The 19,975-nt window shown below is 42.7% G+C and carries 14 protein-coding genes; 5 read left to right on the top strand and 9 right to left on the bottom strand.

Features of this window, described 5'->3' with window-relative positions:
• Positions 1 to 115: 115 nt before the first annotated feature.
• The 5 genes from H4K34_RS14315 to ychF form a co-directional block, all read right to left on the bottom strand.
• On the bottom strand, positions 116 to 1,771 hold the full coding sequence (locus H4K34_RS14315) for a choice-of-anchor B family protein (protein ID WP_210758075.1): 1,656 nt from the start codon (positions 1,769 to 1,771) through the stop codon (positions 116 to 118).
• On the bottom strand, positions 1,704 to 4,334 hold the full coding sequence (locus H4K34_RS14310; protein WP_210758074.1) for a DNA gyrase/topoisomerase IV subunit A: 2,631 nt from the start codon (positions 4,332 to 4,334) through the stop codon (positions 1,704 to 1,706). Before H4K34_RS14310 ends, H4K34_RS14315 begins: the two co-directional genes overlap by 68 nt.
• On the bottom strand, positions 4,282 to 4,791 hold the full coding sequence (locus H4K34_RS14305) for a hypothetical protein (protein ID WP_210758073.1): 510 nt from the start codon (positions 4,789 to 4,791) through the stop codon (positions 4,282 to 4,284). The genes H4K34_RS14310 and H4K34_RS14305 overlap by 53 nt, the downstream gene beginning before the upstream one ends.
• Positions 4,781 to 6,661 carry a DNA topoisomerase IV subunit B gene (locus H4K34_RS14300; RefSeq protein ID WP_210758072.1) on the bottom strand — a complete coding sequence of 627 codons (1,881 nt, stop codon included), beginning with the start codon at positions 6,659 to 6,661 and terminating at the stop codon, positions 4,781 to 4,783. The genes H4K34_RS14305 and H4K34_RS14300 overlap by 11 nt, the downstream gene beginning before the upstream one ends.
• Positions 6,662 to 6,752: 91 nt before the next feature.
• The gene (ychF, locus tag H4K34_RS14295; protein ID WP_210758071.1) at positions 6,753 to 7,844 is read right to left on the bottom strand and encodes a redox-regulated ATPase YchF; all 1,092 of its coding nucleotides are present in this window, start codon (positions 7,842 to 7,844) and stop codon (positions 6,753 to 6,755) included.
• A gap of 152 nt (positions 7,845 to 7,996) precedes the next feature.
• Between ychF and H4K34_RS14290 the strand changes: the two genes are divergently transcribed.
• From H4K34_RS14290 to H4K34_RS14270, 5 genes are all read left to right on the top strand, one after another.
• On the top strand, positions 7,997 to 8,845 hold the full coding sequence (locus H4K34_RS14290; protein WP_210758070.1) for a transketolase: 849 nt from the start codon (positions 7,997 to 7,999) through the stop codon (positions 8,843 to 8,845).
• Positions 8,846 to 8,897: 52 nt separating this feature from the next.
• Positions 8,898 to 10,226 carry a vWA domain-containing protein gene (locus tag H4K34_RS14285; protein WP_281384589.1) on the top strand — a complete coding sequence of 443 codons (1,329 nt, stop codon included), beginning with the start codon at positions 8,898 to 8,900 and terminating at the stop codon, positions 10,224 to 10,226.
• Position 10,227: 1 nt separating this feature from the next.
• Positions 10,228 to 11,181: a transketolase family protein gene (locus tag H4K34_RS14280; RefSeq protein ID WP_210758068.1), complete on the top strand. Its 954-nt coding sequence runs from the start codon at positions 10,228 to 10,230 to the stop codon at positions 11,179 to 11,181.
• Between the two features lie 89 nt (positions 11,182 to 11,270).
• Positions 11,271 to 12,563 carry a YaiO family outer membrane beta-barrel protein gene (locus H4K34_RS14275; RefSeq protein WP_210758067.1) on the top strand — a complete coding sequence of 431 codons (1,293 nt, stop codon included), beginning with the start codon at positions 11,271 to 11,273 and terminating at the stop codon, positions 12,561 to 12,563.
• A gap of 348 nt (positions 12,564 to 12,911) precedes the next feature.
• The gene (locus H4K34_RS14270) at positions 12,912 to 13,580 is read left to right on the top strand and encodes a hypothetical protein (protein WP_210758066.1); all 669 of its coding nucleotides are present in this window, start codon (positions 12,912 to 12,914) and stop codon (positions 13,578 to 13,580) included.
• A 196-nt stretch (positions 13,581 to 13,776) separates the two neighbouring features.
• On the opposite strand, the gene H4K34_RS14265 is transcribed toward H4K34_RS14270, so the two are convergent.
• From H4K34_RS14265 to H4K34_RS14250, 4 genes are all read right to left on the bottom strand, one after another.
• A complete protein-coding gene (locus H4K34_RS14265; RefSeq protein ID WP_210758065.1) occupies positions 13,777 to 15,159 on the bottom strand; it encodes a hypothetical protein in 1,383 nt (460 codons plus the stop codon).
• Between the two features lie 218 nt (positions 15,160 to 15,377).
• Positions 15,378 to 16,781 (bottom strand): hypothetical protein, encoded by a 1,404-nt coding sequence (locus H4K34_RS14260; protein WP_210758064.1) that lies wholly within the window; start codon positions 16,779 to 16,781, stop codon positions 15,378 to 15,380.
• 118 nt (positions 16,782 to 16,899) lie between these two features.
• Entirely contained in the window at positions 16,900 to 18,318 is a 1,419-nt protein-coding gene (locus tag H4K34_RS14255) for a hypothetical protein (RefSeq protein ID WP_210758063.1), read from the bottom strand.
• A gap of 217 nt (positions 18,319 to 18,535) precedes the next feature.
• Positions 18,536 to 19,948 (bottom strand): hypothetical protein, encoded by a 1,413-nt coding sequence (locus tag H4K34_RS14250; RefSeq protein ID WP_210758062.1) that lies wholly within the window; start codon positions 19,946 to 19,948, stop codon positions 18,536 to 18,538.
• Between the last annotated feature and the right edge of the window lie 27 nt (positions 19,949 to 19,975).

Genomic DNA, 19,975 nt, shown 5'->3' with positions numbered 1-19,975 from the left:
ATGACGGTCTTGGCATAATCGTCAAACCAATTGGTTCGACTGTAGCATATGATGTTCCTCCCTTTGAGCACTTCGTATTCGAATTCCGCTCAAAGTAAACGAAATTTTCCTTTGACTACCGAAGGATCAGCGGATAAGTACGAACATAATCCTCCCCTTTTAAATGCAGGATATAAGAGCCAGCCTGAAGGCCTGAAGATCGTAAATCGATAAGAGCATTTTCCAATTCTCCACTTTCCAGCAAACGACCATTTAAGTCACTCAGGTAATACTGTAAGCCTTCCATCTCTGAACTCCAGCTACTTAACTTTAACTGAGCATTAGAAGAATTAAGGGGATTTGGATATACCTCAACACTGCGCAAGGGTCCTTCCGCATCCAAACTAAATGTTGCCGGTAATAAGGCTACTTGCTTGGATACACTTTGGCCATTGCTCAGATTAACGGTAATAGTATCATTGCGATAGCCTGTTTTGGACACCACCATTTGGAATGTACCTGGTGCTGCTTGGGCCCCGCGATAGTTACCGAAAATATTGGTGTTTCCGCTAATATCAGTATTGAGTACTTGTACCTGAGCATTAATCAGTGACTGAGAGCTCAAAGAATCAACAACACTCACAAAAAGGTAGCAAGCACGTGTATAATCACTTTGCAAAATGAATAAACCACGCTGACGATCGGTGGCTAAGATATTTCCACTAGGCAGATAAGGATAAGCTCCCCAACAGCCATTAAAGCCATTTCCAGAATCCAAGGAAGTGTCATAAAAGCCGGTTTCAACCATTAGGCCGGGCTGACTTACATCTAAAATTTGGATTCCCGCAGTATAATAGCTGTTCACTAGGAAGTTATTGAAGAAGTGCGCATTATGAGGAATTACATCAGTACCAAAGTGGGTACGAATGCGATCACTCTCGGAGATATTGTTAAAATCGCTTACATCGTATTCGGCGATAAAAGCACCACTCTTCTCATCGGTTGTAAACACCCTTTGATTATCGTCGCTAAACCAAATATTATGAGTGAAGTTAAATGGGGTGGATTGGGTGGCCTTTATTACCGGATTTGCGGGGTTGCTAATATCAATAGGTAGGAAAAACCCATCTAAAACAGCCGCTCCCCAAAGGGTATCACCGCGTGCCACTCCATCATGTAAATAATAGTCGTTGAAAACACCCAAATAATCCGGATTGCTAGGGTTGTTTTTCAAATCAAAAATCAAGGCTCCACCGGCGCCAACATTAGATCCGAAAACAAATAGAAGTCCCGCATCCTCATCAATATAAAGGTTATGTGCGCGATCAAAAGTATAGGTGCTGGTTCCTATGGTAATCACCGGTTTACGGGTATAAGTGGTAGGGAAGCTGTTGGACAAAGTGGTCATGTCTACAATGAAAATCCCGTTGGAAGTTCCATTGTAATTATCATGAATCATATAGGCGTAATTCCCATAGGTCTTCATATCTCGCCAAATGGAACTGGCCCCACTAAAGAAATTGGTTTGAACCGGATTACTAGGATTGCTTACATCCACGATCGAAAGACCATTTTGCACCCCTACCAAAGCATACTCCTTGTTATTGGCAGTGTCTACCCAGCCCCAAACATCATTCAAAGTTTGACTATAGCCTAATCGCCCTAAACTTCTAATGTCAAGACTATCCTGAGCTTGTAAATTAAAAGCGATTAAAAGAATCAGGTTAATCCAAACCAAGGGAGATTTGGCCGTCTTCTTCAGTGATATCGGCTGATTCGTCAATATTTTCATTCTTAGTATTATTATCTTGATCTTCCTCGATTTCCTCTTCCTCCTCAACAGGTGGATCTAATGGTTCGAGGGCATTTACCTTACGCACTTCATCCCTCGAAAGTTGGTTACCATGTGCTTTTTCGCCTTTAATGGCGATAAAGTCACTTAGCACCACCTCTTCATTATCTTTTTGCTTACCATTAATCTTACGGAAGATAATTTCTATACGAGGTTGAAGGTCATAACTTACAACATCCAATTGAGAATCAGGATGCTCACTAATAAAGAGTTCCTTGCGATCTGGCGTTTCCGGAATAAAGCGTTTCACAAAATGCTTCTGCTTTTCCCCATCAAAGTAAACAGCAGAAATGGCCCGCTCAGGATCATACTTCTCAATAATTTGCCAATCATCTTCAAAGTGGATGCTGAGATCATAGCCCAATAAGCGGTAATGCCCACTGGCCGTCACTTCCAGAATTTTATCCTCACCTTTAAAACTGCCTAAAAGTCGACCGCGACCTTCGGCATTTAAGCGATTTACAGTATCGTCAAACCAAATCTTTCGAGCGGCAAGGGTAGATACTCCTTCCTCTCTAATCTCAATTTTCTTAACCGGATATTTGGTAACGGTATTCCCTTTGGCAGCCCGACCTTTAATAGCAAGTTCTGCAAAGTCGATTTCCACTTTCAGCTTTTTTAAGCGCTGCAAGGCCCGCAGATGTACCATTACTTTTTCAGCTTCACCATTTGGATTGGCCGTAAAATGCAGTACTTCAGAGCCACTAGTGCCCGCAGTAAGGTCATAATGTTTATCGCGAGTAATGGCGGTAACCTGGAATCGCTTCATAAAGGAAGCTCCATTTTTACCGTCGCGATAGATCATATTATAGGTGGTGCGCTTATCGCCTTTCTTCCAAACTGCAACATGGATGATATCCTTACCAACATAGGTTTTCTGGTCCACCTTGGTAACAATCATCTCTCCGTTCTTTAAGAAGACCACGATGTCATCGATATCAGAACAATCGCAAATAAAGGTGTCCTTTTTCAGGCTGGTGCCGATAAAGCCTTCATCCAAATTGGCGTACAACTTTACATTGGCCATTGCCACCTTGGTAGCTTCGATATCCTCGAAAATGCGGATTTCGGTCTTACGATCTCTGCCAGCGCCGTATTTCTTTTGAATGCCCTTGAACCAATCAATAGCATATTCCACCAAATTATTCAAATGGTGCTTCACCTTCTCGATATCACCCTCTAAGGCCTCAATTAAGGCATCGGCCTTATCCTTATCGAATTTAGAGATTCGCTTAATCCGGATTTCCGTTAATCGCGTAATATCCTCATCGGTTACTTCACGGAGTAAATGACCAATATGAGGCGCTAAACCAGTGCGAATATTGCCAATTACCTCTTCCCAGGTTTCAGCTTCTTCAATATCACGGTAAATCTTATTTTCAATAAAGATGCGCTCCAAAGAGGCAAAATGCCATTTCTCCTGAAGCTCATTAAGTTCCCACTCCAATTCGGCCTTCAGTACATCCAGAGTATTCCCCACATTGCGACGGAGAATTTCCTTCACGGAAATAAACTGAGGGGCATCGTTCTCAATCACACAGCAAAGTGGGGCAATAGAGAGCTCGCAGTCTGTAAAGGCATAAAGGGCATCAATCATCTTATCCGGCGAAACACCAGATGGCAGATGCACTAAAATTTCTACATGCTCCGCGGTATTGTCTTCAATCTTGCGAATCTTGATTTTACCCTTATCATTCGCCTTTAAGATCGAATCAATTAAAGATCCGGTAGTGGTATTGAAAGGAATTTCCTCAATTACCAGAGTCTTCTTATCACGTACCGCTATACGGGCACGAACGCGAACTCTACTGCCGCGTAAACCTTCGTTGTACTGACTAAAATCAGCGATTCCACCGGTTGGGAAATCAGGGAAAAGATCAAATTTTTGGTTCTTAAGAATCTTAATGGCTGCATTAATCAGCTCATTAAAATTATGAGGCATAATCTTGGTCGATAAACCAACCGCAATACCTTCTACCCCTTGCGCTAAAAGCAGCGGGAATTTAACCGGAAACTCAACCGGCTCTTTACCCCGACCATCATAGCTGCTTTGCCATTCGGTAACCTTGGGGCTGTAAATAATATCGAGAGCAAATTTCGAGAGGCGCGCTTCAATATAACGGGGGGCCGCTGCACTATCCCCGGTAAGTACGTTCCCCCAGTTTCCCTGCGGGTCGATTAACAAATCCTTTTGCCCTAATTGGACTAAGGCATCGCCAATGGAAGCATCCCCGTGTGGGTGGTACTTCATGGTTTGCCCGATAACGTTCGCCACCTTATGGTAGCGTCCATCATCCATTTCCTTTAAGGCATGTAAAATTCGCCTTTGTACAGGCTTCATTCCATCCCCTAAGGTAGGAACCGCCCTTTCGAGGATTACATAACTGGCATAATCCAGAAAATAGTCCTCATACATACCCGAAACCCGGGTAATTTTTGGGGATTGCTCCTTAGGATTGTTCTCCTGATTTTCTTGATTTTGATCCTGACTTTCTTCCGTCATTTTTTCCTCGATGTGAGTATTTCTTTAAGGAATTCTCCAAACTTTTTATCTGGGAGCCTGAGAGGTATGAAACCAGCATAGATCTTTCCTTTATTCCTCCACTGCGGCTTTTTATATAAATGATTAAGCGGCGGCGAAACAGAATATGGGTCATTTTATAGCCATGTAAGCGACGCTTGGGAAATTCATAGTGCTTATTATAACTACGAATCAGACGGCCCCATAATTTATCAGCGGAAGTAAAATTAAGTACCTCTCCTTCTGAATCATATTTGAATTCATTGGGGCCTCGGTAAATTAAAAAAAGTATAATCAATAGTCCACCCAAGCCCAACCACCATGCGTCGGTGAAAGAGCCCTGAAAGAAAGACAGGACGAAGTCAGTTAAGATCGCCAATAAGGCTACGCTTAAGATCACCAGGTTGATCTTAGAATAGGGATTGGAATTAATTTTCATGAAGCAGCTCCTCTTTTTCCTCCTCTTCGGTAGGATCGCGTTCTATTCTCAGGTTTTCGATAATAAATTCTTGACGCTTAGGGGTATTCTTACCCATATAAAATGCTAGGATCTGGTCGATGGTCGCTTCTTTGGAAAGCATCACCGGGTCTAGGCGAATATCTTCTCCAATGAAGTGTTTAAACTCATCCGGAGAAATCTCACCCAATCCTTTAAATCGGGTAATTTCCGCTTTCGTTCCTAGCTTTAATAGGGCAGCACGTTTTTCCTCATCACTGTAGCAATAGTGGGTTTCCTTTTTATTACGCACCCGGAAAAGGGGCGTTTGCAATATGAAAAGATGCCCTTCTCTTACCAGCTCAGGGAAAAACTGCAAAAAGAATGTAATCAGTAATAAGCGGATGTGCATACCGTCTACATCAGCATCGGTTGCCACTACCACATTATTATAGCGAAGGTTTTCGAGTCCGTCTTCGATATTAAGAGCTGCCTGCAAAAGGTTAAACTCCTCATTTTCGTACACCACCTTTTTGGTAAGTCCATAGCAATTTAAGGGCTTTCCTTTAAGGCTAAACACTGCCTGAGTATTCACATTACGACTTTTGGTAATGGAACCACTGGCTGAGTCCCCCTCCGTAATAAAGAGGGTAGTATCTAATCGACGCTCGTCTTTTTGATCATTGTAATGGATGCGGCAGTCACGCAACTTACGATTATGCAAACTGGCTTTCTTAGCGCGTTCGCGAGCGAGCTTCTTAATGCCACTCAGCTCCTTACGCTCCTTTTCCGCTCTTAATATCTTACGATAGATGATCTCGGCTATTTCCTCATTCCTATGGAGGAAATTATCGAGATTAGTCTTCATAAAATCATTGATGAATGTCCGAATGGTAGGACCATCAGGGCCAATATCGTTAGAGCCCAATTTGGTTTTGGTTTGCGATTCAAAAACCGGCTCTATTACCTTAATCGAAATGGCGGCCACCACCGAATCACGAATATCAGAGGCATCAAAACTCTTATTGTAAAACTCACGCAGGGTTTTCACTAAGGCCTCTCTAAAGGCAGCTTGGTGGGTACCACCTTGAGTCGTATGCTGACCATTCACAAAGGAATAGTACATATCACTCTGACTGCGCTCGCTGTGGGTTAGCGCTACTTCAATATCCTCGCCTCTCAGATGAATAATATCGTGCATGATAGGATTGTCGATATTATTGCTGAGCAGGTCTTTCAAACCATTTTCTGAAAGGTATTTCTCACCATTAAAAACGATGGTTAGACCAGGATTCAGATAACAGTAATTCCAGATCATTTTCTCTACATACTCCGAAACAAAGCGGTAATGCTTAAACACGCTGTTATCGGGTTTGAAAACAATCTTGGTTCCCTTGCGAAGGCTACTTTCCTTAATGGGCTCATCCTCCACTAAGTTTCCTTTTTCGAAACGGGCAATTTTGGTTTGACCATCTCGAACCGACTGCACCATGAAATAGTCACTCAGGGCATTTACTGCCTTGGCTCCTACTCCATTTAATCCAACTGACTTCTTAAAAGCCTTCGAATCGTATTTGGCACCGGTATTAATCTTGGAAACTACATCTACCACCTTACCTAAGGGGATACCTCGACCATAGTCGCGAATCATAACTTCGCCTTCGCGGATATTCACTTCCACGGTTTTACCGGCACCCATCACAAATTCGTCGATGGCATTATCGATAATCTCCTTGAGCAGGATATAGACCCCATCATCCGACGAAGATCCATCTCCTAACTTACCGATATACATACCGGGCCTGAGCCGGATATGTTCTTTCCAGTCGAGAGATCTAATATTGTCTTCGTTGTAATTGGAGTCTGTAGACATGTTTTTGGTAGGATAAAGGCTTAAAAATAGCTATACAGCAGGGACTGCAGGGTCTTTAGCCCTCATATTTTTTTCACAACTTATCAAGAACCTAAACATTAAAGAGGAAGTGCATCACATCACCATCAGCTACCACATAGCCCTTTCCTTCCACTCTTAATTTACCGGCCTCTTTTACGGCTGCTTCCGATCCATAAGTGAGATAATCCTTCAAGTTAATCACCTCTGCACGGATAAATCCTTTTTCGAAATCAGTGTGAATAACACCGGCTGCCTGCGGAGCGGTAAAACCTTTCTTAATGGTCCAGGCTCTAACCTCTTTTACACCAGCAGTGAAATAAGTCTGTAATTTCAATAATTGATATGCCTTACGAATCAAGCGGTTAACGCCTGCTTCTTCCAAGCCTAAATCATCCAGGAACATGCGACGCTCCTCATAGCTTTCCAATTCAGAGATATCCGCTTCGGTAGCAGCCGCTAAATGAATTACTTCTGCTCCTTCGGAGGCGGCCATTTCCTGCACCTTGGTTACCCATTGATTACCATCTTTGGCTGAGGCTTCATCTACATTACAAACGTAAAGCACGGGTTTATCAGTCAACAATTGAATATCTCTAATCAATTCATCTTGCTCCTCTGTACGTTCAAAAGCGCGCACATTCTGACCACCTTCCACATGCTTAAGTAAGGCCTCTAGCATGGTCACATTGTGAACCTCCTCTTTATTGCCGGCCTTAGCTGCTTTGCGATGTTTATCCAATCGCTTTTCGAGGGTTTCCAGGTCTTTAAACTGCAGCTCCGTATCGATGGTATCTTTATCACGGATAGGATCTACACTGCCATCCACGTGAGTGATATTATCATTTTCAAAGCAACGAAGTACATGCAGAATCGCGTTGCATTCGCGGATATTCCCTAAAAATTGGTTTCCTAGCCCTTCCCCTTTGGAAGCTCCTTTTACCAAACCGGCGATGTCTACAATCTCTACCGTAGCTGGAACTACTCTTTGTGGATTCACTAAAGCTTCCAACTTATCCAAACGCTCATCTGGAACGTTTACCATGCCCACATTGGGCTCAATAGTACAGAATGGGAAATTGGCCGATTGCGCCTTGGCATTCGACAAACAATTAAAGAGGGTGGATTTACCAACATTAGGCAATCCTACAATACCACATTTCATGCGTTTCAATTAAGGCGGCAAAGATACTTTTTTGCGAAAGCTTGAACCACATTATAACCGGAAAGGAAAGGGCTCTCCTTTTTCACATTTTATCAACATTACAAAGTTCAGGCGCTTGAGATTCAATAATTTTGCAAAATCAATGTGAGTAAATGACTGATCTTAAAGACCTTCAAAAAATTTGTTCCCAAACCCGCAGGGATATTGTGCGGATGGTACATGCGGTTCAATCCGGTCACCCCGGCGGAAGCCTCGGTTGTACCGAGTATTTCGTAGCCCTTTATCATCATATGATGGACTATAAAGCCCAGCCTTTTGATCCAGATGGTAAAAATGAAGATCTCTTCTTCTTATCGAACGGACACATTAGCCCGGTATATTATAGTGTATTAAGTCGCGCCGGATTTTTCCCGGTAGAGGAACTCGCGACCTTCCGTAAACTGAATACTCGCTTACAAGGTCACCCCACTACCCATGAAGGTCTTCCTGGCATACGCATCGCCAGCGGTTCTTTAGGTCAGGGAATGTCGGTTGCTATTGGTGCAGCCCTCAGTAAAAAATTAGCCAAGGACGATCATTTGGTATACAGCCTTCATGGTGATGGCGAATTACAGGAAGGTCAGATTTGGGAAGCTGCTATGTATGCCGCTGCCAATAAGGTTGACAATCTTATTTCGACTATCGATGCCAACGGCCAGCAGATCGATGGTTCTACCGACGATGTATTAGCCATGGGCAGCATCGCCGCTAAATTCGAGGCCTTCGGATGGGATACCGTTCACATCCGAAAGGGAAATGATATGGAAGCGGTTATTGCCGGATTAGAGGAAGCTCGCTCTAAAACCGGAAAGGGTAAGCCAATTGCTGTAATTATGGAAACTGCCATGGGTGCCGGAGTAGATTTTATGGCCGGAACTCATAAGTGGCACGGCATTGCTCCTAATGATGAGCAATTAGCAGCAGCCTTAGGGCAATTAGAAGAAACATTGGGCGATTATTGATTTGCGATTCCTTCTTAAAATAATTCCACTGCTTTTACTCTCCACGACTTTAATGGGTCAAAGGGAGCCAAAGCGGGATCCGGTTATTACCCGGATACTCTTTGTTTTTGACGGTTCTCAAAGCATGTATGCGCGTTGGGAAAGCGGCAATAAAATCGACGTGGCTCGCCACCTGATGGGCAAAATGCTGGATAGTTTGAATAGTCTTAATCAGGAGAATTTACAATTAGCCTTGCGCGTTTACGGTCATCAAAAACCAGTGCCACCGCAAGATTGTAATGATACCCGATTGGAAATTCCTTTTGGCCCTAACAACTATGCTAGCATCAAGCGAAAGCTAAATGGCATCAGTCCTAAAGGTACCACTCCCATTGCTCGATCTCTGGAACGCGCTGCCTATGATTTTGGAGACTGTTCTAACTGCCGCAATATTATTATCCTTATCACCGATGGTGTAGAAGCCTGTGATGAAGATCCCTGCGCGGCCTCGCGGATTTTGCAACAAAAAGGCATTGCCTTAAAGCCCTTTGTGATCGGAATTGGCTTGGATAAGAACTTCCAAAAAACCTTTGAATGCGTGGGGAACTATTTCGATGCTTCGGATGAAGAAACCTTCGAAAATGTTCTAGGCATTGTGATTTCGCAAGCACTAGACAATACCACCGCTCAAGTTAATCTTTTGGATGGCAACGGTTTACCGACGGAAACCAATGTAGCCCTTAGCTTTTATGATGCAGTGAGTGGCAAGATCATGGAGCAAATGGTGCACACCCTTAATAATAAGGGAGTACCAGACACCATTTATTTGGACCCCTTGATGACCTATAACCTCACGGTTCATTCCATTCCGGAGCGCTCTAAGAAGAATATCCGTATCTCTTCTGGGCAGCATAATGTTATTGGCCTCGATTTGGCCAGAGGAAGTTTAGGTCTCCAAAATCAATCACGTGGTGGAACCGAATTAGTGGCCCTGATCTATGAAAAAGGCGCTAAGGAACCTTTGCACGTACAGGAGTTCAATACTTCGGTGGAATACCTTCAAGGCAAATATGATTTAGAGATTCTCAGTTTGCCCCGTATTCACCTTAAAGATGTGGAAATAGAGGCGGGTAAGTCTACCACTATTTCAGTTGCTCCACCCGGGGTTGTTAACCTACAAAGTAGCTCTCCCGGATTTGGCAGCATATTAACGCTTAACGCTCAAGGCGGATGGAGCTGGGTTTGCGATTTAAACGCCCAAAAATCCCGTCAAAGCTTTAACCTACAGCCCGGAACCTACCGGGTTATTTCTCGATCAAAATCCTCGCAACAAAGTTTATACTCGGTCGCCGAAGAATTTACGGTGAACTCCGGGACCACTACCATTGTAAAACTCAACTAAGATGAAAAAGTACACTGACCAGGGAGCTAAAGATACCCGCTCAGGATTTGGAGCCGGCTTAAGTGAATTAGGTGAAACTAATCCCAATGTGGTTGCCCTTTGTGCCGACCTTACCGGCTCACTTAAAATGGATGCCTTTGCTAAGGATCACCCCGACCGTTTTTTCCAGGTAGGAATTGCCGAGGCTAATATGATGGGGATTGCAGCCGGTATGACCATTGGCGGAAAAATTCCTTTTACCGGAACTTTTGCCAATTTCTCCACTGGTAGAGTTTACGATCAAATTCGCCAATCTATCGCCTATTCTGGTAAGAATGTAAAAATTTGCGCCAGCCACGCTGGTCTTACCCTGGGTGAAGATGGTGCTACCCACCAAATTTTAGAAGATATCGGTTTGATGAAAATGCTTCCCAGCATGACTGTAATCAATCCATGCGACTATAACCAAACCAAAGCTGCCACCATCGCAATTGCTGAGCATGATGGTCCGGTATACCTGCGTTTTGGTCGTCCTAAAGTGGCCAACTTTACTCCTGCAGACCAAAAGTTTGAAATTGGTAAAGCCTTATTCTTACAAGAGGGAAGCGATGTAACCATTGCCGCCACCGGACATTTGGTTTGGAAGGCCTTGGAAGCTGCTGAAATGTTAGAAGCTGAAGGTATTTCTGCAGAGGTAATCAACTTCCACACTATTAAGCCATTGGACGAAGAGGCACTCTTGCGCTCAACTGCTAAAACTGGTGCTTTAGTTTCGGCCGAAGAACATCAAATGGCCGGCGGATTAGGTGAAAGCCTTTCTGCTACCTTGGTACGCAATAGCCCTTGTCCACAAGAGTTTGTAGCCGTAAACGACAGCTTTGGTGAAAGCGGAACTCCCGAGCAATTACTGGAGAAATACGGTTTAAGCACCCAAGCTATTTACGAAGCAGCAAAGCGCGCCATTAGCCGTAAATAGGCCTCTGAACGAAGGATTTAGGCCTTTGAGCGAAAGCTCTGAGCCTACGATTGGAGCGCAATCTATATTTAGGGTCCAAAACGATTGCCATGAAGAAGACATTGCTTTTAGCGTGTTTAATGCTATTTACCACCGGGCTTTTTGCTCAGGAGGACACTAGCAGTGCGCCCGTAGTGATGATCTCGGCTGATCCGGATTCTGCCTTTGCGCAAGCGCGAGATTTAGCCTTTAAGGGTGATTATCAAACCTCTCGTAAGGTCTTGGATCTTTTATTACTGGACGATCCTGGTAATTACCAATATCGACTATTTAAAGCCCGCACTTTTGTTTGGGACGGACGCTATCAAAATGCCCGAAACCTTATCCGCAATTTAATTGTAGAGGACACCAATGCCTATGCGATTTATGAATTGCGCGTGCAGAATGAACGCTTTGCCAAGCAACATGCCCTCTGCATTCTTTACTGTGATGATGGCATTAAGCGCTTTCCCAAAAACAATGAGTTCTTCTATGTAAGCAAGGTACAGTCGCTTACCACCAGCAATGATTTGCGCGATGCCTTTGATGCCGTAGAAGAAGCATTGGAGAAGTATCCGGATAACAATGAGCTGAAGCAGTTAAAGACCTATTTGCTCAACCAGCTTATTGTAGATGGATTGGCAATTGGCGGAACCATAGATTATTTCACCAAGACCTATAATCCCTGGTACTTTGGATTTATACAATACGGACGTCAAACGAAAATCGGAGCCATTATTGGCCGACTGAATTATGGCGATCGAAACCAGAGTTTCACCTCTTTCGGTATACAAGGAGAAGTAGATATTTACCCTCGTATTAGTCGAAATTCCTACGGCTATATCAATATTGGTTATTCCCCTTCTCAGATTTTCCCGAGTTTCCGCTTTGGAATGGAATACTACAGTAAGATTGGAAAAAGTGATTTTGAAGGTTCATTAGGGTTCCGTTACCTCGACTTCCTTTTAAACCAAGTGGTGATGTATACGGGGTCTATAGGTTATTATTGGGGAAGCGAATATGCCGCCTTCCGCCCTTTCATTATTGCCGATCAAAATGGTATCGGAACTACCTATAATTTCTTGTACCGCAAGTTCTTTAGCGGTAAAGGTGATTTCTTGCAGCTTACCGCCGGATATGGTTTAGTACCAGATCAACGCTTATTATCTGTGGCAAATGGCCTTACGGCGGAAGGAAATGTACGCCTAGACAACCAGTATTTTGGTATCAGTTATCAAAAACTAGCCAACCCCAAACTCTATACACGTTTCGACCTTATTCTTACCCGTCAGGAAAGCTTTAGCGTTCAGGGAGATTATATGGGGATTATCACATTGGGATTGACCCTGGGATATAGAATTTAAGAATACACTAAAGACTATATCAGCATTTAGTGTATTTGGCCCTATTTTCAATATTCATTGTAAATAAAAACAAAAGAAATACATTTGCGTTCTCTAATCATACTCTATTCTAAAGTAGAAAATGCCATGGGATTCAAGTCTAGCAATTTAACACACCATGATTTAAGCTCAACACCAATTGAGAGTGTAGAAAAATCTCCACTAAAAAAGCTTATTGAAAATCTGGAGTGGCGAGATTTAAATAAAAGTGCAAAAAAGGACTTAGTCATTGGGGCCTACAAGAATCTATCATATTAATCATTGCTAAATGATATTTTTGAAGGGAAGACTAAAATCTTCCCTTTTTTTATGCCTGATATTTTCATTTTAAAACCAATTGGAAAGCAAAAGAAGCGAGACAATGACAATCTCTCTGATATTCACTTTCCATATGGTTTGGTTCAAGTTGAGCGCTTTTCCATCAATTTAATTGGCACCACGCTAAGCCATGCTCCTCGAAAGGTTATTAAAGGTTATGTAATTGAATTGCACCATTACCCTGGATTTGCAATGATCAAATACTATCCGAGAATGTGTAAAAATGATCCTAAGAAGTATCAGTTAAGGTCAAAAGAACTTGGCTATCAATTAAGTTACATAAGTCTTCGTTGCATATTAAAACAAAGTGCTTTATTAATTAAGATATATCTTGACGATAATCCGGACTCAATAATTGGATATGTTGGACAACCAGACAATTATGATGATCGTTCAAAAGTCGATGTCAGAACGGCTCAAAGAGCAAGAGTTTATAATCGGTATGTACTTTCCATGTTTCAAAGTCATAAATATGCCTTTCCAGAAGACCAGTTATTTCGAGATTTGAATTTGAATTTTATCAGAAAAGTCCACAAGCATGAGCGTCAATTAACAACTAAACAAAGAGTTAATTATCTAAATATGAGGACAAATCTCACTGCTCACGAAAAAGAGCTTTTTAACTTCATGACCTCTGCTACAAAAAAACAATATGAGTGAGAGATTAGTAATGTGGGGGTAAATGCTTATTTAAGATAGTACATATCCTGACATTTTAAGTATTCAAAAACTAACTGCAGTTTTTAAGATTGATTTACCCTTCCTCCTTTTTCATAGTATGGCACAAAAAAAGCCCGCAGAAAACTGCGGGCCTAAACAACCAAATCTAATTATAGAATATGCTTTTGTGCTTTTCTTAGTTCAGCTTGCGTACAAAGTATACACCACCTTTACGGGGGTTAACACCTGTTCCGTCGGTACCACCTACTGCTAAGGCCAAATAATCTGAGAAGTATACTGATACATCCTTCACATTAAAGCCAGCAATAAAGGCATTGGTTGGAGGTACAAATTGACCTACCAAATCAAAAGGATTGATCAATACTCCGCCATTGAAGCCATGACCCGCTACTACTTTCAAACCGGCATCACCAGCCGCAGCATAAATAACACGCGCAGATGGATCATGAGTTACCGCCAAGCAGTAGTTCACTGCATTGTTGATATGACCAGAATACTGTCCGTATAATCCTTCCTGACCTAAGGCTAAAAGGTATTCGGTGCTGCTCACATTAGTCCCTGAATAGGTGTAAGGAATGAAAGCCATACCGCCACGCTCTAGAGCTAATGAAGGAATCCCACCGCCAGTAATATAGTCGATAGTATAGCTCATGGCATTGGATACAGTTTGACTGCTGTTCATACCACGACGAACCTGTACTTTATCATTCGCAGTGCGATCCAATAATGCATAGTCCACATTGCTGGGGCTGCTGTTAAAGGGATCCGCTTCTACGAAAATACCGTCGGTGATAGTCATGGACTCAGACACGTTGGTCAAATTGTAATCAGTTACATATAAACCACTACGGGCATCATTGGTAACCTGACCTTGTCCGTTTCCAGTTACGATATAGTATTTACCCGCGGAGGTAATAATGGCATTAGCACCATAACCTGGTAAGGGTAATTCTTTATAAGTACCGTGTCCCTGGAACTCGTCGGTGATATAGTTGTAAAGGATTTTACCTACTACGGCACCACGGTGACCGTTCAACAAATAACCACTGGTAGAAGGGCTACGTTGACCTACGGCAAAGATTTCGTAGTTACCGGTACCGGTATTGCGATGTACCTCTGCTTCATGCCAATCTGTATCATCAAAATCAATACGAGAAGTGTACTGATAAGTACCATTAACCAATTTGTAAGCCGAAATAGAGCCGCCATAGCGAGCGTCTTCAAGGTGCCAGGTAACGAATACCATTTCACCATTTGCGGTAACCGAAGTAGCTTGAGCTAAATCAGAAGTTCCGGTAACAATTCCACCTGCTAATTCTTCGGTATAGGCCAGGTTAGCTGGCGCTTCGGCGAAGTTGGTATAGAGGTAGGATAAGTTTTGAGCGGCCTTACCACTAATGGTAAAGGACTCGTTCATAGAGCGTAATTGATTAGTAAGGGCAGAGCCAGAAACCACATCGATACGACTTTCCGACGTTGGGTCCTGCAAGGAGCTTACATCGCGATTACAGCTGGCCAAAAAGGCACCTGCTGCTAAGAAATAGACTAATTTTTTCATTGCACAAATCTTGTTAATGGTATGTTTTCCCTACACAATACCCATTTTAAGCTGTCCAACGAAATTCCAAATAAATCAAGACCTACCGCTTAAAGCTTAGATAAGCTGAGCGATAAATTCGATGTATAGATTAAAGGTCGATTTTCTTCGATTAAGTGCATAAAAAAAGGGATCGCATGGCGTCCCTTTTTCTGGTTTGTTCGAACCGCTAACATTATCTATTTATTTCGCTGCAAGAAGTAAACGCCAGCATCCCCCGTTGCCAGAGCGATATTTCTTGAACGATATAAGGAGATTTCTTTGATGTAAAAAGTACTGGGTAAAACCGTTCCTGATAAGGTGTCGGTTGGCGGCACAAAATTCCCAATCAGATCGTAAACGGAAAGATTACCATCATTAGCGGCATAACTGCCCATCGCCACTACCCTAACCCCGTCATTGGCATCGGCATAATACAATACTCCAAGACCTGCATCATACTCAGTCGCCAGGCAAGGTCCAAAATTTACAGCGCTTGTAAAGCTGGCTCCGGCAGAAGTTCCAGCTCCAAATACACCTTCGTAACCAACGGCAATCATCAGAGAATCAGTTTTGCTTGCTCCGGCACCAAAGCCTTGAGCCCAAGTTAAATCACCTCGTTCTCCATCAATTGGTGTGATGCTAGGGCCTGCTGTATTATCGGTATAAACACTGAGGTTACTGAAATTAGTTTGGTCACTCACATAATCGTAGCTAAGCGAGGCGCGCTTAATGCGAAAATCAGAACCACTGCGGTCCAAAGTATAGATATCTGCAGTGGAAGTTACTCCGGGATTCACGGATTGACTTAAAGGATCGGTAATAATGGCGATTCCATCATCAATGCTCAATTGATCTGCTTTTTCTACCATAGACATGCTTCGATCGATCTGATACAGGCCCCCATCCGAACCTCCAGCTCCATCACCGGTAATTACATAATAATGCGCGGCAGCAGCTACAATATCATTGGCGGAAGTTCCAGGTAAAGGCAATTCTTTAGCCGAAGGTTCCCAAAACTCATCGTTTACAAAATCATAATCAATACGAGTTACCACTGCGCCACGATGACCTTCTAAAACATAATTGGAAAGATCAGGATCTCTTTGTCCAACCATAAACACCTCATAATAGCCGGTAGAACTATTTTCACTGGCGCTCAATTCAATATAGTCGGCTTCCGGGAAATCTACCCGATCGGTAAAAGTGTAGCGTCCGATTCCACTCTGCTTATAGGCGCAAATTGCCCCACCATAAGCAGCAGAAGGAATATGCCAAGTCACAAATACCATATCACGGATCGCGAAGATTGCCGTGGCTGAAAGAGTAGTTGTACTGGCTCCCGATTGAAAAGTTACCGGCTCCGCATAAGCGCGATAGGTATATTCTAACTGGCCAGAACCAGTTTTGTTATTGAGAATGAATGTATCATTTAAGGCTACCAATTGACCTTGTAAGTCTCCAAAACCATAGCCATTCATTACTACATCATTGGGCTCAGGATTAGAGCCACCTTGACTGCTATCCTCAGGCACATCACGTGTACAGGCCGAAAAAGCCAGGCTAAACAGTAGTAAAACAGAGATTTTTTTAAAGTCCAACATATTGGGGGTAATAGAATTACAAAGTAATGAATATCAAATTAAACTATCAATTAATACCCTGGTCATATCAAAAAAAAAGCCCCCTAAGAAGGAGGCTTTTCTCTATCTATAAAACGAATTAGTTCTTGTCACGCTGAACGAAGAACACGCCGCCATCCCCAGAGGCCAAGGCCAGGTTACGAGAATGATAAACGGTAATATCTTTAATATTGAAAGGAATGGTTCCGCTAATTCCACCTACGGTGCTAGGAGGTACAAAACGTCCTACGATATCATAAAGGTTTACTAATGGACCAGCATTATTAGCATATTCGCCCATGGCCAATACCCACATACCAGACTCACCAGCAGAGTAATACATTACCCCTAAACCAGAGTCATAAGCTAAACCAGTACAAGCTCCTAAATCAACAGCGCTGTGAATACCAGCAGCTCCGGTACCTGCTTCCCAAATACCATTGCTACCTACAGCAATAATTAAGGAATCCATATCAGTACTGAAGCTGTTAGGACCTAAGGCCCAAACTAAATCTCCACGCTCGTAGTTGATAGGAGAAATAGTTCCTACTGAAGTACTGTGACTAGCAGATAAGGAAGAGAAGTTAGAAAGACCGGTATTGATATCTGAGCTAAGACCTAAGAATTTATGGATGTGGTAATTGTTAGCACGACGGTCTAATACCCAAAGGTCAGAATAAGCATTTCCTGGACCTGGTTTAACTGCAGTGGCAGGGTTAATTGCCAAAGCAACACCATCATGGATATTGTTGATATCCGCTTTCTTAACATTGTTAAGGGTACGATCCACTTCGTACAAACCACCGCCATTATTGGCACCAGTTCCGTTTCCGGTTAATACGTAGTAGTTACTGCTAGCAGCGATAATATCGGTAGCAGCATATCCTGGTAATGGTAATTCTAAGAAAGAGGGCTCAAAGAATTCATCGTTGATATAGTCATAGTCAACACGAGATACAGTAGCACCATAGTGACCAGCTAATAAGTATTTAGAATTGTCTGGGTCGCGCTGTCCAGCAACAAATACTTCGATGTTACCAGTGCTGGTATTCTTGTGAGCAGCCATTTTAAAGAAATCGTGATTTGGGAAATCCACACGATCCATAAAGGTATACTGGCCGATTCCAGAAAGCTTGTAAGCCGCAACAGAACCTCCATAAGGATTGGTATTGTTTAAAGGGCTACCTGCATTTCCATTGGTGTGCCAGCAAACAAAAACTACATCATCCACTGCGAAGATGGCTGCAGCTGCTAAATCATCACTGTTAAAAGGAGTGTTGTCTGCATCTACAGGCTTAGCATAACCACGGTAGGTGTAGTTTAACTGAGTTCCTGAAGCTTTGGCTGAAATGCTAAAAGTTTCGTTCATTTCGGTTACACTTCCTGGTAAGTCACTACGCTTGTAATGAACCACACCAGCCGAAGTGCTGTCAACCGGGGCACTGGAACTTAAGTCCTCTCCACGGTTGCATGCTACCACTACGGCAGCAATACTTAAAATAGTGGCAATTTTTTTCATTGTGATTGAATTGGGTAATAGTCTACAAATGTAGAAATTAATACCATATAAAGTTTATCTATTTCCAAAAAAACACAGATTATCAGACAAATAGAGTATAATTTAATGATGAGTTATCATTTTATAAATCTGAATTAATACTGTATCACTTTTTCAACAAAAAAAAGGCCCCTCAATGAGGAGCCTTTTAAATTTATCTCGAAAGCTTTGTAAAGCCTTAGAACTTATTGCGTTGCATGAAATACACACCGGCATCACCAGTGGCCATGGCAATATTGCGTGACTGATATACAGTTAATTCTTTAACCAAGAAGGTACTTGGGAAAGCACCACCGGTAGGAGGAACAAACTGACCAATAACATCATAAGTGTTAATCAGGGCACCACCATTAAATCCGGCCATAGCCAATACACTTACACCATCATCGCCATCAGCGTAGTAAAGTACATTTAAGCCTTCGTCAAATTCGGTAGATAAACATGGACCTAAATCTTTCAAGTGATTCATGCCACCTACTCCATTTCCAGCGCTGTAAATACCGTAATATCCAAAGGAAGCAATCAGTGAGTCAGCAGGATTACTGCTACCCCAACCAGAACGCTGAGCCCAAGTAAGGTCACCTCTTTCGTAGTTGATACCACCTAAAGCGCCAGTATTATAGTCACTCACAAAGTTCAAGTCTGAAGCCCAAGTAGTAATTCCACTAGGACCAGTATTGTCAGTATGTAAGTAATGAATACGGAATTTAGAAGTACCCTGACGATCTAAAGCGTAGATATATGAGTGAGATGAATTAGACCAGGTCTTATCGATTTCCAAAGCGATACCATCATTAATGGTAGAGTTGAATTTCTTAACCTGAGCCAAGTTGCGGTCCATTTCGTAGATACCACCACCTGAACCACCATTACCATTACCGGTAATTACGTAGTAGTTAGAAGCACCAGCAACAATATCATTAGCTGATACACCTGGTAAAGGCAATTCGGTTACTCCTGGCTCCCAAAATTCGTCGTTCAAGTAATCGTAATCTACACGAGTTACAACGGCACCATTATGTCCCGCTAATAAATAGCCTGAAGACTGCACATTACGTTGACCTACTGCAAATACTTCGTAATGACCGGAGCTGGTATTTTGATATACATAAAGCTCATGGTAGTCAGCATCGGTAAAGTCCACACGATCCATAAAGGTATACTGACCGATTCCTGTTTGCTTATAAGCAGTGATAGAACCTCCTAATGGAGAGCTTGCACCTGCCGCCAAAGGACCATCAGTCATGTGCCAGGTAACGAACACCATGTCATTCACAGAGAAAATAGCTGAAGCAGCCAAATTCAATGGAACCTCTGGAGTTACAGTACCATTATCGCCATCATGATCCCAAGTACCAAAGCTTACTGGCTCTGCATAGGCGCGATAGGTATAATTTAATTGAGCAGCAGCCTTTGAAGAAATATTGAAAGACTGACTCATAGGAATCAATTGACCATCGAGATCCGATTGACTAAAGTGTACGGTATTAGTACTCTTTTGATTCGGACCATTGGTTAAATCGTCTCCTATTTCCCGATTACAGCTCGCTAATACAGCTGCAGCGGCAAGAAATAGTGTAACTTTTTTCATCACTTACGAATTTGGGTAATAGAAATT

The organism is Croceimicrobium hydrocarbonivorans (assembly GCF_014524565.1).
GTDB lineage: Bacteria > Bacteroidota > Bacteroidia > Flavobacteriales > Schleiferiaceae > Croceimicrobium > Croceimicrobium hydrocarbonivorans.
This window is presented reverse-complemented; position numbering and strand designations above follow the sequence as displayed.